General features: G+C 61.0%; 11 protein-coding genes. 8 read left to right on the top strand and 3 right to left on the bottom strand.

Annotated elements, in window-relative coordinates:
- Positions 1 to 152: 152 nt before the first annotated feature.
- The 6 genes from phoB to proY all read left to right on the top strand — a co-directional run bounded on the left by phoB (position 153) and on the right by proY (position 7,526).
- Positions 153 to 842 (top strand): phosphate response regulator transcription factor PhoB, encoded by a 690-nt coding sequence (gene phoB, locus MC269_RS14145; protein ID WP_081139275.1) that lies wholly within the window; start codon positions 153 to 155, stop codon positions 840 to 842.
- A 14-nt stretch (positions 843 to 856) separates the two neighbouring features.
- Positions 857 to 2,170: a phosphate regulon sensor histidine kinase PhoR gene (phoR, locus tag MC269_RS14140; RefSeq protein WP_239952787.1), complete on the top strand. Its 1,314-nt coding sequence runs from the start codon at positions 857 to 859 to the stop codon at positions 2,168 to 2,170.
- A gap of 18 nt (positions 2,171 to 2,188) precedes the next feature.
- Positions 2,189 to 3,121 carry a PstS family phosphate ABC transporter substrate-binding protein gene (locus MC269_RS14135; RefSeq protein WP_081139419.1) on the top strand — a complete coding sequence of 311 codons (933 nt, stop codon included), beginning with the start codon at positions 2,189 to 2,191 and terminating at the stop codon, positions 3,119 to 3,121.
- 163 nt (positions 3,122 to 3,284) lie between these two features.
- Positions 3,285 to 4,388, top strand: coding sequence for a cobalamin-independent methionine synthase II family protein (locus MC269_RS14130; RefSeq protein ID WP_239952786.1), 1,104 nt, complete (start codon positions 3,285 to 3,287; stop codon positions 4,386 to 4,388).
- Positions 4,389 to 4,789: 401 nt separating this feature from the next.
- Positions 4,790 to 6,109, top strand: coding sequence for a branched-chain amino acid transporter carrier protein BrnQ (gene brnQ / locus MC269_RS14125; RefSeq protein WP_239952785.1), 1,320 nt, complete (start codon positions 4,790 to 4,792; stop codon positions 6,107 to 6,109).
- 67 nt (positions 6,110 to 6,176) lie between these two features.
- The gene (gene proY / locus MC269_RS14120; RefSeq protein ID WP_239952784.1) at positions 6,177 to 7,526 is read left to right on the top strand and encodes a proline-specific permease ProY; all 1,350 of its coding nucleotides are present in this window, start codon (positions 6,177 to 6,179) and stop codon (positions 7,524 to 7,526) included.
- A gap of 186 nt (positions 7,527 to 7,712) precedes the next feature.
- On the opposite strand, the gene MC269_RS14115 is transcribed toward proY, so the two are convergent.
- The 3 genes from MC269_RS14115 to MC269_RS14105 all read right to left on the bottom strand — a co-directional run bounded on the left by MC269_RS14115 (position 7,713) and on the right by MC269_RS14105 (position 11,538).
- Positions 7,713 to 9,668 (bottom strand): acyltransferase family protein, encoded by a 1,956-nt coding sequence (locus MC269_RS14115; protein ID WP_239952783.1) that lies wholly within the window; start codon positions 9,666 to 9,668, stop codon positions 7,713 to 7,715.
- A 342-nt stretch (positions 9,669 to 10,010) separates the two neighbouring features.
- Positions 10,011 to 10,826 (bottom strand): inositol monophosphatase family protein, encoded by an 816-nt coding sequence (locus MC269_RS14110; RefSeq protein ID WP_239952782.1) that lies wholly within the window; start codon positions 10,824 to 10,826, stop codon positions 10,011 to 10,013.
- 130 nt (positions 10,827 to 10,956) lie between these two features.
- Positions 10,957 to 11,538 carry an ACP phosphodiesterase gene (locus MC269_RS14105; RefSeq protein WP_239952781.1) on the bottom strand — a complete coding sequence of 194 codons (582 nt, stop codon included), beginning with the start codon at positions 11,536 to 11,538 and terminating at the stop codon, positions 10,957 to 10,959.
- 105 nt (positions 11,539 to 11,643) lie between these two features.
- On the opposite strand from MC269_RS14105, the gene queA reads away from it, so the two are divergent.
- Together queA and tgt are read left to right on the top strand one after the other, a co-directional pair.
- Positions 11,644 to 12,714 (top strand): tRNA preQ1(34) S-adenosylmethionine ribosyltransferase-isomerase QueA, encoded by a 1,071-nt coding sequence (gene queA, locus MC269_RS14100; RefSeq protein ID WP_081139283.1) that lies wholly within the window; start codon positions 11,644 to 11,646, stop codon positions 12,712 to 12,714.
- Positions 12,715 to 12,790: 76 nt separating this feature from the next.
- Positions 12,791 to 13,915 (top strand): tRNA guanosine(34) transglycosylase Tgt, encoded by a 1,125-nt coding sequence (gene tgt, locus MC269_RS14095; protein ID WP_239952780.1) that lies wholly within the window; start codon positions 12,791 to 12,793, stop codon positions 13,913 to 13,915.
- Positions 13,916 to 13,917: the final 2 nt, after the last annotated feature.

The raw sequence follows: 13,917 nt of genomic DNA, 5'->3' as shown, positions 1-13,917 counted from the left end.
ATGGGGCAAAAGCGAAAAAAGCCGCGCCGGCGGTGATAAAGCGGTGTTAAAGCGCTGATTGAGCGGCTATGTTTTTCATAAAAGTGTCATAAATCTGACGCATAATGGCGCCGCATATAACGGTGACAGCGGTCACATCAGCAGGAGTTACAATGGCTAAGCGCATTTTGGTTGTGGAAGATGAAGCCCCTATCCGTGAAATGCTGTGTTTCGTTCTGGAGCAGAACGACTACCAGCCCATCGAGGCCGAGGATTATGACAGCGCGATAGGGAAACTGATTGAGCCCTGGCCAGATCTGATCCTGCTGGACTGGATGCTGCCAGGCGGCAGCGGCATTCAGTTTATCAAGCACCTGAAGCGCGAAGCGTTAACGCGCGATATCCCGGTGATGATGCTGACAGCGCGCGGCGAAGAGGAAGATCGCGTGCGCGGGCTGGAAGTGGGCGCGGACGACTATATTACCAAGCCCTTCTCGCCGAAAGAGCTGATGGCGCGCATCAAAGCGGTGATGCGCCGCATTTCGCCGATGGCGGTGGAAGAGGTGATCGAGATGCAGGGCCTGAGCCTGGATCCGTCGTCGCACCGCGTAATGTCGGAGTCGACGCCGCTGGAGATGGGGCCGACCGAATATAAGCTGCTGCACTTCTTTATGACCCATCCCGAGCGGGTTTACAGCCGCGAACAGCTGCTGAACCACGTCTGGGGTACCAATGTTTATGTGGAGGATCGCACCGTTGACGTGCATATCCGCCGCTTACGCAAGGCGCTGGAACTCTCCGGCCACGATCGCATGGTTCAAACCGTTCGCGGAACGGGGTATCGTTTCTCCGCCCGCTACTAAACGGAGTTGCCACCGTGCTGGAACGACTCTCCTGGAAGAGACTGCTCTCCGAGCTGGCGCTGGCCTGCCTGCCGGCGCTGATTATCGGACTGATTTTCGGCTATCTGCCCTGGCTGCTGCTGCTCAGTGTGCTGACGGTGCTGCTGTGGCACTTCTATAATCTGATGCGTCTGTCGCACTGGCTGTGGGTGGACCGCACCATGACGCCGCCCACCGGTCAGGCGAGCTGGGAGCCGCTGTTTTACGGCCTCTATCAGATGCAGCTGCGCAACCGGCGGCGGCGGCGCGAGCTGGGCAACCTGATCAAACGCTTTCGCAGCGGCGCCGAAACCCTGCCCGACGCGGTGGTGCTGACCACGGAAGAGGGCACTATATTCTGGTGCAACGGGCTGGCGCAGCAGCATCTCGGCCTGCGCTGGCCAGAAGACAACGGCCAGAACATCCTCAATTTGCTGCGCTACCCGGAATTCTCCCGCTATATTCGCCAGCGCGACTTCAATAAGCCCCTCACCCTGATCCTCAATAACCAGCACCATATGGAGTTCCGCGTAATGCCCTACAGCGAAGGGCAGTGGCTGATGGTGGCGCGCGACGTCACGCAAATGCATCAGCTGGAAGGGGCGCGGCGCAACTTCTTCGCCAACGTTAGCCACGAGCTGCGCACGCCGCTAACGGTGCTGCAGGGCTATCTGGAGATGATGAGCGACTCGGTGATGAACGAGCGCTCGCGCGGTAAAGCGCTGCAAACCATGCAGGAGCAGACGCGCCGCATGGACAGCCTGGTGCGCCAGCTGCTGACGCTGTCGCGCATCGAGGCCGCGCCGGCGATCGATATGAAAGAGACCGTGGATGTGCCGATGATGCTGCTGCTGCTGCAGCGCGAAGCGGAGACGCTAAGCGGCGGCCGTCATAGCATCCATTTTCATACCGACCCGCACCTCAAGGTGCTCGGCGACGACGATCAGCTGCGCAGCGCCCTCTCTAATCTGGTCTATAACGCGGTGAACCACACGCCTGAAGGCACGCGCATCGACATCAGCTGGCTGCGCAACCGTCAGGGCGCGCAGTTTAAGGTGTGCGATAACGGCCCAGGCATTCCCGCCGAGCATCTGCCGCGCCTGACCGAACGCTTCTACCGCGTGGATAAGGCGCGCTCGCGCGCCACCGGCGGCAGCGGGCTGGGGCTGGCAATCGTCAAGCACGCCCTCAGTCACCATAACGCGCGGCTGGAGATCACCAGCATTCCCGATAAAGAGACCTGTTTTACCTTTACGCTGCCGTCGAGGTTGATCGTCAGCGCGGGATTACAGGAGAATGCGGTCCATTAATCCTTAATGGAATCGGTTATGCGCGCCTTGCTGCTGTTGCTTTCTCTCTTCACGCCCGCCGTGGTTTCGGCGGCGCCGCAGCCCGAAATGCTGGCCGGCAACCTCAGCAGCGTCGGCTCCGACACGCTGGGCACGCTGATGATGCTGTGGAGCGAGGATTTCAGCGCGCGCGCGCCGGGGGTGAATCTGCAGGTGCAGGCCTCTGGCTCCTCGACCGCGCCCACTGCGCTGGCGGCGGGCGCGGCGCAGCTCGGCCCGATGAGCCGCCCGATGCAGGCGGAAGAGCGCCAGCTGTTTCAGGCGCGCTATGGCTATGCGCCGCTTGCCGTGCCGGTGGCGCTCGACGCGCTAGTGGTGGTTGTCAATCAGCGCAATCCGCTGACGCAGATCGCCGCGCGCCAGCTGGATGCGGTTTTCTCCATCACGCGCCTGTGCGGCGCCACGCAGCAGCCGACGCGCTGGGGCGATCTCGGCGTGCGTCAGCCCGACTGGGCGCGCCGTCCGCTGCAGCGCTACGGGCGCAACTCCGCCTCGGGCACCTGGGGCTTCTTTAAGCAGCAGGCGCTGTGCAACGGCGATTTCCGCGCCGACGTGGCGGAGTTTCCCGGCTCGGCCGCCGTGGTGCAGGCGGTTGCCGCCAACCCGCGCAGCATCGGCTACGCCAGCTTCGGCTTTCATCTCAGCGGCGTGAAGATGCTCGCCGTGGCCGACGCGCAGGGCGAGGCGGTGGCGCCGGACGCCGACTCTATCCGCAGCGGTCGCTATCCCTGGGCACGCCCGCTCTATCTTTACGTTAACAAAGCGCCGGGCAAACCGCTGCCGCCGCTGGTGGACGCCTTTCTGCATCAGGTGCTGTCGCCCCAGGGCCAGCAGCGCGTCAGCGAGGCGGGCTATCTGCCGCTCTCTTCCGCGCAGCGTGCGCAGGCATTGCAGGCTATTGAGGCGAAGTAAGCGCTAACATGAATTTATTTCATCTCCACTGAATTTTCTTCTGTTGCACACAGGGCGCGCCCGTGTCACTCTCAACGCAGACGTTTAGCCATCCAGATGGCTGCACATAACTTAGCGAAATTATCCCGCGACGTCACTAATCGTCAGGGTGCCAGGAGTAGAGATGACCACACAGACCGCCCCGTTCCGCACCGATACCGTCGGCAGTTTCCTGCGTCCAGCCGCCATTAAACACGCGCGCGAGCAGTATGCCGCCGGCCAGATCGACAAAGCCGCGCTGACCCGCATCGAAGACGAAGCGATTCGCGACGTGGTGAGCAAGCAGATCGCCAACGGCCTGCAGGTGGTGACCGACGGCGAGTTCCGCCGCGCCTGGTGGCACTTCGACTTTTTCGGCGGCCTGGAGGGCGTTGAGCTGTTCGAAGCCGATCAGGGCATTCAGTTCAACGGCGTGCAGACCAAAGCGCACGGCGTGCGCGTGGTGGGCAAGCTCGGCTTCCGCGATCACCCGATGCTGGAGCACTTCCGCTTTCTGCAGAGCGTCGCGGGCGACGCCGTGCCGAAGATGACCATTCCCAGCCCGAGCGTGCTGCATTTCCGCGGCGGTCGCAAGGTGATCGACGAGACGGTCTATCCCGATCTGGCGGCCTACTTCGACGACCTGGCGGAAACCTATAAAACGGCGATCAAAGCCTTTTACGACGCGGGCTGTCGCTATCTGCAGCTCGACGACACCGTCTGGGCCTACCTCTGCTCGGAAGATCAGAAACGTCAGATCCGCGAGCGCGGCGACGATCCCGAGCAGCTGGCGCAAACCTATGCTCGCGTGCTTAACAAGGCGCTGGAGGGCAAACCCGCCGATCTCACCGTGGGCCTGCACGTCTGTCGCGGCAACTTCCGCTCGACCTGGATTTCAGAAGGCGGCTATGAGCCGGTGGCGGAGATCCTGTTCGGCGGCGTCAATATCGACGCCTTCTTCCTCGAGTATGACAACGAGCGCTCGGGCGGTTTCGAACCGCTGCGCTTTATCAAGCCGGGCCATCAGAAAGTGGTGCTGGGCCTGGTGACCACCAAAAACGGCGAGCTGGAAGATCCGGCGCAGGTGAAGGCGCGCCTGCAGGAGGCGGCGAAATTCGTCAGCCTCGATCAGATCTGCCTCAGCCCGCAGTGCGGCTTCGCCTCTACCGAAGAGGGCAACAGCCTGAGCGAAGAGCAGCAGTGGGCGAAGATCCGTCTGGTGGTCGATATCGCTGGTCAGGTGTGGTAATGCTGTAAACTTGTGCAAACAGGCGCGTAAAACGCGCCTTTTGTGCATCAGGATGCGCACTTACGCTGAAATTTCTTACGCGCTGGAGAAAAAATAAGCACATCATCTGATGCCCTGCGGAGATATATCCGAGATATTCACTGGTTTTGCTCTGTTTTCCGTCATAACCTTCTGGTTTTCCGATCCCGTATTGCCTTTCTCCGCTATAAACGTTCTACTTACGGCCGTTGTCGTATCATCCCACTTGTGAACAGAACAAAAGCAGCTTAATTCACCTGCGCGACACGATTAAGGCAAGCACAATGCGCTGGCATCGTGCGCTAAGTCGTTGTCAACGCGCGGTCTGGGGACAACATAAACCCAACTTCCACCGCAACACTCGTTACAGGCAATACAGTTGTATGACACATCGTTTAACCTCGAAGGATATCCTCGCGCTGGGCTTTATGACGTTTGCCCTGTTTGTTGGCGCGGGTAACATTATTTTCCCACCGATGGTCGGTATTCAGTCAGGCGAACACGTCTGGACCGCCGCCATTGGCTTTCTGATCACCGCGGTTGGCCTGCCGGTGATGACCGTTATCGCGCTGGCGCGCGTCGGCGGCGGCATTGACGCGCTCAGCACGCCGATCGGCAAGGGTGCCGGCCTGCTGCTGGCTACCGTCTGCTATCTGGCGGTGGGTCCGCTGTTCGCCACGCCGCGCACCGCCACCGTGTCATTCGAGATGGGCATCGCGCCGCTGACCGGCGAAGGCGCGCTGCCGCTGTTTGTCTATAGCCTGATCTATTTCGTGCTGGTGATTGGCGTGTCGCTCTATCCGGGCAAGCTGCTCGATACCGTGGGCCACTTCCTTGCGCCGCTGAAGATCGTGGCGCTGACGGTGCTCGGCGTCGCGGCGCTGATCTGGCCGGCGGGCACCACCGCGCCCGCCACGGAAGATTATCAGCGCGCCGCCTTCTCCAGCGGCTTCGTCAACGGCTATCTGACCATGGATACGCTGGGCGCGCTGGTGTTTGGCATCGTGATCGTCAACGCGGCGCGCTCGCGCGGCGTTGAGAGCGCCAGCCTGCTGACCCGCTATACCATTCTGGCCGGCCTGATCGCCGGCGTCGGCCTGACGCTGGTCTACCTGAGCCTGTTTAAGCTCGGCAACGGCAGCGGGGCGCTGGTGGCGCAGAGCGCCAACGGCGCGGCGATCCTGCACGCCTACGTGCAGCAGACCTTTGGCGGCATGGGCAGCTTCTTCCTCGCGGCGCTGATTTTTGTCGCCTGCATGGTGACGGCGGTCGGCCTCACCTGCGCCTGTGCGGAATTTTTTGCGCAATACCTGCCGTTGTCGTATAAAGCACTGGTCTTTATTCTGGGTCTCTTCTCGATGGTGGTGTCAAACCTCGGTCTGAGCCATCTGATCCAGATTTCGATTCCGGTGCTGACGGCGATCTATCCGCCGTGCATCGTGCTGATTGTGCTGAGTTTCACCCTGAACTGGTGGAACAAAAGCAGCCGAGTGATTGCGCCGACCATGCTGGTCAGCCTGATTTTCGGCATTATCGACGGCGTGAAAACCACCGGTTTGAAAGATATGCTGCCGGCGTTTAGCCAGCATCTGCCGCTGGCGGATCAGGGACTCGCCTGGTTGCCGCCTTCGCTGGTGATGCTGCTGGTCGCGGCGATTGTGGATCGCGTGAAAGGACGCGAGCAGGTTACGGCTCACTCGTAACCGCCACAGCTGTTTACTCTGACCACGGGCTTGCCCGTGGTTTTTCTTTTCACAGGTACAGGTTGTTATGCAAGAAACCAATAAGCTCAAACGCGGACTGAGCACGCGCCACATCCGTTTTATGGCGCTGGGATCGGCGATTGGCACCGGACTGTTCTACGGGTCAGCGGATGCCATCAAGATGGCGGGGCCGAGCGTGCTGCTCGCCTATATTATCGGCGGCGCGGTGGCCTATATTATTATGCGCGCGCTGGGTGAGATGTCGGTAAATAACCCGCAGGCCAGCTCGTTTTCGCGCTACGCGCAGGATTATCTCGGGCCGCTGGCGGGCTATATCACCGGCTGGACCTACTGCTTCGAGATCCTGATCGTCGCCATCGCCGACGTCACCGCCTTCGGCATCTATATGGGCGTCTGGTTCCCGGAGGTGCCGCACTGGATATGGGTGCTGAGCGTGGTGCTGATTATCGGCGCGGTCAACCTGATGAGCGTGAAGGTGTTCGGCGAAGTAGAGTTCTGGTTCTCTTTCTTTAAGGTCGCCACCATCGTGGTGATGATTGTTGCCGGGTTCGCCATGATTATCTGGGGCATCGGCAACGGTGGTCAGCCGACCGGCATCCATAACCTGTGGAGCAACGGCGGCTTCTTCGCCCACGGCGTGGTCGGCATGCTGCTGTCGCTGCAGATGGTGATGTTCGCCTACGGCGGTATCGAGATTATCGGCATTACCGCCGGCGAAGCGAAAGATCCGGCGCAGTCGATTCCGCGCGCTATTAACTCGGTGCCGATGCGTATTCTGGTGTTTTACGTCGGCACGCTGTTCGTCATCATGTCGATTTATCCGTGGAACCAGGTCGGCACTGACGGCTCGCCTTTTGTCCTGACCTTCCAGCATCTCGGCATCGCCGCGGCAGCCTCGATCCTCAATTTCGTGGTGCTGACGGCGTCGCTGTCGGCGATCAACAGCGACGTGTTCGGCGTCGGCCGTATGCTGCACGGTATGGCGCAGCAGGGCCACGCGCCGAAGATGTTTATGAAGGTTTCCGCGCGCGGCATTCCGTGGGTGACGGTGGTGGTGATGATGGCGGCGATGCTGATCGCGGTCTATCTCAACTATCTGATGCCGGAGAAGGTGTTCCTGGTGATCGCCTCGCTGGCGACCTTCGCCACCGTCTGGGTGTGGATTATGATCCTGCTGTCGCAGATCGCCTTCCGCCGCAAGATCGGCAAAGAGGCGGCGAGCAAGCTGCAGTTCGCGGTGCCGGGCGGCATCTGGACCTCGTTGTTCGGCGTGCTGTTCCTCGCCTTTATCATCGCGCTGATCGGCTACTTCCCCGATACGCGGATTTCGCTCTATGTGGGGCTGGTGTGGATTGTGCTGCTGCTGGCGGGTTATAAGCTGGTGCGTAAGCCTTAATTTAGCTACGGCAAGGATTGTCTTTCCGCCTGAAGCGTCGTGCCAGCGCGGCAGGCATAGCCCGATCGCAAAGACGCAAAAAGCGGCATCCCTGCCAGCTCGGCCCGCGCCGTCCCTGGCGCGGGACGCTTTGCTCTTCGGGCTTTGCCTGTCGCGTATGGATTACGAGCCGTCTGTTTTAGTAGCCTACCAGCGGCTGCCCAGCGCGATTTCCACCCCTTGCGGGCTCAGATGGTTGTTATCGTAGTAGAGCGGCAGCCCTTGCCAGGTCACCAGACAGCCGCTGCGGTTGCATAAATTTTCCCGTAGCGACACCACGCGCACATCGCGCTGTTCATAGCCGCGCAGCAGCCGCGTCAGCGCATCTTCCGGCAGCGAATAGCGCGTGGTGCGTTCGTTCTGCGTCGGCAGGGTTTTCCAGTCGCTTAGCCACTGGCTCAGCTCGCGGCGCAGCGGCATATTGCGGTTGTTGCTGTAGCGCAGGGCATCCAGCGACAGCGACGGCGCGTCCTCTATCAGCACCACTTTTTTGCCCGCCTGCCGCAGCTGAGCGATGACTGCGTCCATGCCCTGTTTTAGGGCGCTGAGGTTATCTTTGTCAGGGTGGTTGATATCGCGATACCCGGCGCCGGGCAGAGTTTCAATGCCCGACGCCCAGAAGGCGGTCATAACCACTTCGCTGATGCGATCGCTCAAGAGTTCTTTCATCACCGCATCATTAAACGCCGCGCACTGCTTCGCGTGCGCGGGCTGCTGGTAGACCGCGCGCGTGACTCCCGCCGCCAGCAGCGGGCAGGTCGCTTTGGTGAGCTGATAGAGCGGTTTTTGCTGTGCCTCGGCGTAGCGCGCGACGGCGGTGCGCATCGCGGCGGCATGGCTGTCTCCCACCAGCGCGACGCCAGGACGGGAGGCGTCTGGCTGACAGCGTTTATCCTGCGACGGCAGGTTAGGGCCAGCATCGAGCAGGCAGGGATTGGTCTGGGCGGCGATTTTATAGGCTTCGCTGCTGATCACTTTGTCATTGACGCGCCAGGTCAGGCCGCCGCTGGCCCACAGGCCCACCATCGCCGCCGCCGCGGCCACCGACATTAAGCAGTAGGTAGGGATGACGCTGCGCGGCTTTCTGACCGGACGGCGGAACGGCTGTTCGACATAGCGCCATGAGAGCCAGGCGACGACCAGCGCAAGCGCGCTGACGCCCAGCCCCTGCGAGACGCTGATCGGGCCATCGCTGCAGATGCGCGCCAGCGCCAGCAGCGGCCAGTGCCACAGATACCAGGAGTAGGAGATTTTGCCGATAAAGCGCATCGGCGCATTTTCCAGCACCAGGCGGCTGAGCGCGCCGCGCGCCGCAATCAGCAGGCAGGCCGCCAGCACCGGCAGCAGCGCCAGATAGCCGGGAAAGGCGTCGCTTTTGTTGAGCGTCAGGGCGCAGTACGCCGTCAGCGCCAGTCCGGCGAGGGTAAAGAGGTTGGCCCAGCGACCGCTGAGCGGCTGCGGTTTCCACAGCGCCAGCATGACGCCCGCGCCCAGTTCCCAGGCGCGCGTCGGCAGCAGATAGAACGCCTGCGAGCTGTTTTGCGGCGTTAACCAGATGCAGCCCGCCAGCGACAGCAGGCTCAGCAGTAGCACCAGCCCCGCCATGGATCGGCGCAGCCAGGCCGCCAGCAACAAGACAAACGGCAGCGCGACATAAAATTGCTCTTCAATCCCCAGCGACCAGCTCATCAGCAGCGGATTTAAATCCGCCGAGGCGCTGAAATAATCGCTGCCCTTGAGCAGAATAATATTCGGCACCGAGAGAAAGACGCCGAAGCTGTATTTCGCTAGCTGGCCATATTCGAGCGGCGACAACAGGAAATAGCCGATAAACAGCAGGCTGAACAGCATCACCATCAGGGCAGGCGCGATGCGGCGAATGCGTCGCACATAGAACGAATAAAATGAGAACTGGCCGGACGCGATATCGCGGCTCAGGATGCCGCCGATCAGAAAGCCAGAGATAACAAAGAATATATCGACGCCCGCGTAGCCGCCGGGCAGGGCGCTGACGCCCGCGTGAAACAGCACCACCAGCAGGATGGCGACGGCGCGCAGGCCATCGATATCCGCACGATAACCCTGTATAGAGCGTGTTTTCATTATCGGATCCCCGAGTATCGATAAACGTATTGAATACCGCTTGTATCGTTAACGCGCCGCCAATAAAGAAATCGGCGAATCCAGTCGCCGAATTAAGCAAAAAAAACAAAAAAATAATAATAAAGGGATGATTGACGCCGTTATGTTACGTCAAAAAAGCGCGGTGAAATCATGCCGTCGCGAATATAGAAAAGTTCGCACCGACACTGAAAAAACAGTGCAGCAACGATTAAGAAAAAAAGGGCGACTGATTAGCCAGACTAAAGGCGGATTACGCGAGCAGGGCGCAGACGCGGAGAGCAGGCAGACTCTCCGCGTGGCAAACGCTTTTTAAGGGCAATGTCAGGCTTCGGCGACCGCATCCGGCCCGAGCAGCGCGTTAATTTGCGCATAGATCGCCGGGTTGGCCAGCAGCACCGGATTGCCGTTCTTCAGGCCGTCGTTGGCCAGATAATCGTTGACGACGCCGCCCGCCTCGCGCATCAGCACGATGCCCGGCAGGCTGTCCCAGGGGTTCATATGCGCCTCGTAGTAGCCGATCAGACGCCCCGCCGCCGCCCAGGCGGTGGTCAGCGCGCCGGAGCCGATGCGCACAAACATGCCGCCCTGCTCAAGCAGCCCCTGAATAACGCCCGCGGTCTGCGCGGCTGGCGTGCGGCTGGAGTTGCTGATGCCCAGCACGCCCTCGCTGAGATGCTGCGCGCCGTGCGCCTGCAGGCGCGTGTCGTTCATCCAGGCGCCGTGGCCGGCGCGGGCGTGAAACAGCTCCTGATGGTTTGGGTCGCACACCACGCCGATCAGCGCCTCGCCGTCGCACAGCACCGCCAGCGACACGCACCAGTTATGCAGGCCATTGAGGAAGCAGGCGGTGCCGTCGATGGGGTCGACCACCCAGACCCAGCGCGCGCCCTCGACCGCGCCGCCGCTCTCTTCGCCCAGCACCGCGTCGTCCGGGAAGCGCTCGGCGATCAGCGTCTTAATCAGCGCTTCTACGTTGCGGTCCGCCTCGCTGACCACATCCTGTAAATCCCGCTTGTGTTCCACCACCAGCTGCTGGCGCTGCTGATACCATGCATAGGCGCGGCTGGCGGCCGCACGGGCGATTTCGCACGCGTGGTGATAACGCGCGTCTGTTTCAGTTTGCGAAGCGGATGACATCCTTTCCCTCTTATGGTTTGTCACGCGGCTGAATCGATCATTCGCCGGAAATAGCGCGCCGCAGACGCGCTATTGATAAGCAGGGTTTCATTAAGCCGCAAATGGGCAGGGCTGGCAAGTCGGGAAAAGCTCAGAGCGTTTTGCTGGTCGCCAGCGCCATCAGGCGCGGATAGAAGCGGAAAAACAGCTGCTCCAGCTGGTCGTAGTGCGCGGTGAAATCGTGATAGGAGTCGCGCAGGGAGGCGAGACGCGGCCGGCGCTGCGCCATGCCGCTCAGCACGCGCGCCAGGCGCGCCGGTTCGGCGTAGTGTTCAAACCAGCGCTCGCGCCACATCACGGCGTTCAGCGCCTGAAAGCCCTCCGGCGTGCCCGCCAGCTGCGGCACGATGCGCTGTTCGGCAAAACGCGAGAAGGCCGGCAGCGAGAAATCCGGACAGAGGCTCTCCCAGTGGCGCGCGAGAAAGTGATCCCACACCACGTCGAGCGTAATCGGCGCCACGCGGCGCGTTTCCGCGCGAAACAGCGGACGCGCCTCCTGCACTTCGGGCAGGGCGTCGGTCATCGCGTCAAGACGACGATGCATCAGAATGCCGTCAGCGACCGGCGTCGGCCACTGCTGGTGCGGATTGCCGCGCACGAAATCCGCCAGCAGGTTGCCAAGCAGCGAGCTTTCGGCGAGGTGAGCGAGGTGAAGATGAGCGAGAAAGTTCATGCCGCATTATAGCCAGAAGTGCGAAGGCGCAGCCAGTTGTTCAGAATTGGCCGCTTTTCCGCTAAACTGTGCCGCCTGTTTTTATGCCTGAGTAAGAAGTTAGCCATGCGTGTCGCCGATTTTACGTTTGAGTTGCCTGAATCCCTTATCGCCCACTATCCGCAGGCGCAGCGCAGCGGTTGTCGCCTGCTGTCGCTGGACGGTCCGAGCGGGCAGCTGACGCACGGGGTGTTTACCGACGTGCTGGAGAAGCTGAATCCCGGCGATCTGCTGGTGTTTAACAATACGCGGGTGATCCCGGCGCGCGTCTTTGGCCGCAAGGCGAGCGGCGGCAAAATCGAAATGCTGGTGGAGCGCATGCTCGACGACAAGCGCGTGCTGGCGCACGTGCGCGCCTCTAAAGCGCCGAAGCCCGGCGCGCAGCTGCTGCTCGGCGATGACGAGAGCGTTAAGGCGACCATGGTGGCGCGCCACGACACCTTGTTCGAAATCGCCTTTGAAGACGACCGCGCGGTGCTGGATATTCTCAACAGCGTCGGCCATATGCCGCTGCCGCCCTATATCGATCGTCCCGACGAAGAGGCGGATCGCGAGCTCTATCAGACCGTCTACAGCGCCCGTCCTGGCGCAGTGGCGGCGCCCACCGCCGGTCTGCACTTCGACGAACCGCTGCTGGCGGCGCTGCGCGACAAGGGCGTCGAGATGGCGTTCGTTACGCTGCACGTCGGCGCGGGCACCTTTCAGCCGGTGCGCGTCGACAGCATCGAAGAGCATGTGATGCACTCTGAATATGCCGAAGTGCCGCAGGAGGTGGTCGACGCGGTGCTGGCGTGCAAAGCGCGCGGCAATAAAGTGGTCGCCGTCGGCACCACCTCGGTGCGTTCGCTGGAGAGCGCCGCGCAGGCGAGCAAAGAGGCGCTTATCGCGCCGTTCTTCGACGATACGCAGATTTTTATCTATCCCGGCTACCAGTATCAGGTGATTGACGCGCTGATCACCAATTTCCATCTGCCGGAATCGACCCTGATTATGCTGGTGTCCGCTTTTGCCGGCTATCAGCACACCATGGCGGCCTATCAGGCAGCGGTGGCGGAAGCCTATCGCTTCTTCAGCTACGGCGACGCCATGTTTATCACCAAAAATCCGCAGGCGCCGACGGAAAAAGTCGGCGGCTGATGACGTCCGGTTTACGGCGCTGCCGTAAACTGCTTGTTTAACCATCGCATCAGACTGTTTCTCTGATGGAGGCTTTGTGAAGTTTGAACTCGACACAACCGACGGGCGCGCGCGCCGTGGCCGTCTGATTTTCGATCGCGGCGTGGTGGAAACCCCGGCGTTTATGCCCGTGGGCACCTACGGCACGGTAAAAGGCATGACGCCGGAAGAGGTGCAGGAGACCGGCGCGCAGATTATCCTCGGCAACACCTTCCATCTCTGGCTGCGTCCTGGCCAGGAGATCATGAAGCTGCACGGCGACCTGCATGACTTTATGCAGTGGAAAGGGCCGATTCTGACCGACTCCGGCGGCTTCCAGGTGTTCAGCCTCGGCGATATTCGCAAGATCACCGAAGCGGGCGTGCACTTCCGCAACCCGATCAACGGCGATCCGATCTTCCTCGATCCCGAGAAGTCGATGGAGATCCAGTACGATCTGGGATCGGACATCGTGATGATCTTCGACGAGTGCACGCCATACCCGGCGGACTGGGACTACGCGAAGCGCTCGATGGAGATGTCGCTGCGCTGGGCACAACGCAGCCGCGATCGCTTCGACAGCCTGGGCAACAAGAACGCGCTCTTCGGCATTATCCAGGGCTCTGTTTACGAAGATTTACGTGATGTCTCAGTCAAAGGTCTGGTAGAGATTGGCTTTGATGGGTACGCTGTGGGCGGCCTGGCGGTCGGCGAGCCGAAAGAGGATATGCACCGCATCCTCGAGCACGTTTGTCCGCAGATCCCGCAGGATAAACCGCGTTATTTGATGGGCGTCGGCAAGCCGGAAGATCTGGTGGAAGGCGTACGTCGCGGCGTGGATATGTTTGACTGCGTGATGCCGACGCGCAACGCGCGCAACGGCCACCTGTTTGTGACCGACGGCGTGGTGAAAATCCGCAACGCGAAGCACAAAGACGACACCTCGCCGCTGGATGCGGAGTGTGATTGCTACACCTGTCGCAATTACAGCCGCGCCTACTTGCATCATCTTGATCGCTGTAACGAAATACTCGGCGCGCGCCTGAATACCATTCATAACCTGCGCTACTACCAGCGCCTGATGGCAGGTTTACGCCAGGCTATCGAAGAGGGTAAATTGGAGCGCTTTGTTAGCGAGTTCTACCAACGGACGGGCAAAGCGGTTCCGCCGTTAAACGTCTGATA

This window comes from Pantoea sp. Z09 (genome assembly GCF_022394795.1).
GTDB lineage: Bacteria > Pseudomonadota > Gammaproteobacteria > Enterobacterales > Enterobacteriaceae > Pantoea > Pantoea latae.
Note: the sequence above shows the minus strand (reverse complement) of the source record. Positions and strands in the feature narration are given on the sequence as shown.

Excerpts from the sequence above, each read along its gene's own strand:
- phoB (WP_081139275.1), top strand. The coding sequence starts at position 153 with ATGGCTAAGCGCATTTTGGTTGTGGAAGATGAAGCCCCTATCCGTGAA.
- MC269_RS14135 (WP_081139419.1), top strand. The coding sequence starts at position 2,189 with ATGCGCGCCTTGCTGCTGTTGCTTTCTCTCTTCACGCCCGCCGTGGTT.
- MC269_RS14130 (WP_239952786.1), top strand. The coding sequence starts at position 3,285 with ATGACCACACAGACCGCCCCGTTCCGCACCGATACCGTCGGCAGTTTC.
- brnQ (WP_239952785.1), top strand. The coding sequence starts at position 4,790 with ATGACACATCGTTTAACCTCGAAGGATATCCTCGCGCTGGGCTTTATG.
- proY (WP_239952784.1), top strand. The coding sequence starts at position 6,177 with ATGCAAGAAACCAATAAGCTCAAACGCGGACTGAGCACGCGCCACATC.
- MC269_RS14115 (WP_239952783.1), bottom strand. The coding sequence starts at position 9,668 with ATGAAAACACGCTCTATACAGGGTTATCGTGCGGATATCGATGGCCTG.
- MC269_RS14110 (WP_239952782.1), bottom strand. The coding sequence starts at position 10,826 with ATGTCATCCGCTTCGCAAACTGAAACAGACGCGCGTTATCACCACGCG.
- MC269_RS14105 (WP_239952781.1), bottom strand. The coding sequence starts at position 11,538 with ATGAACTTTCTCGCTCATCTTCACCTCGCTCACCTCGCCGAAAGCTCG.
- queA (WP_081139283.1), top strand. The coding sequence starts at position 11,644 with ATGCGTGTCGCCGATTTTACGTTTGAGTTGCCTGAATCCCTTATCGCC.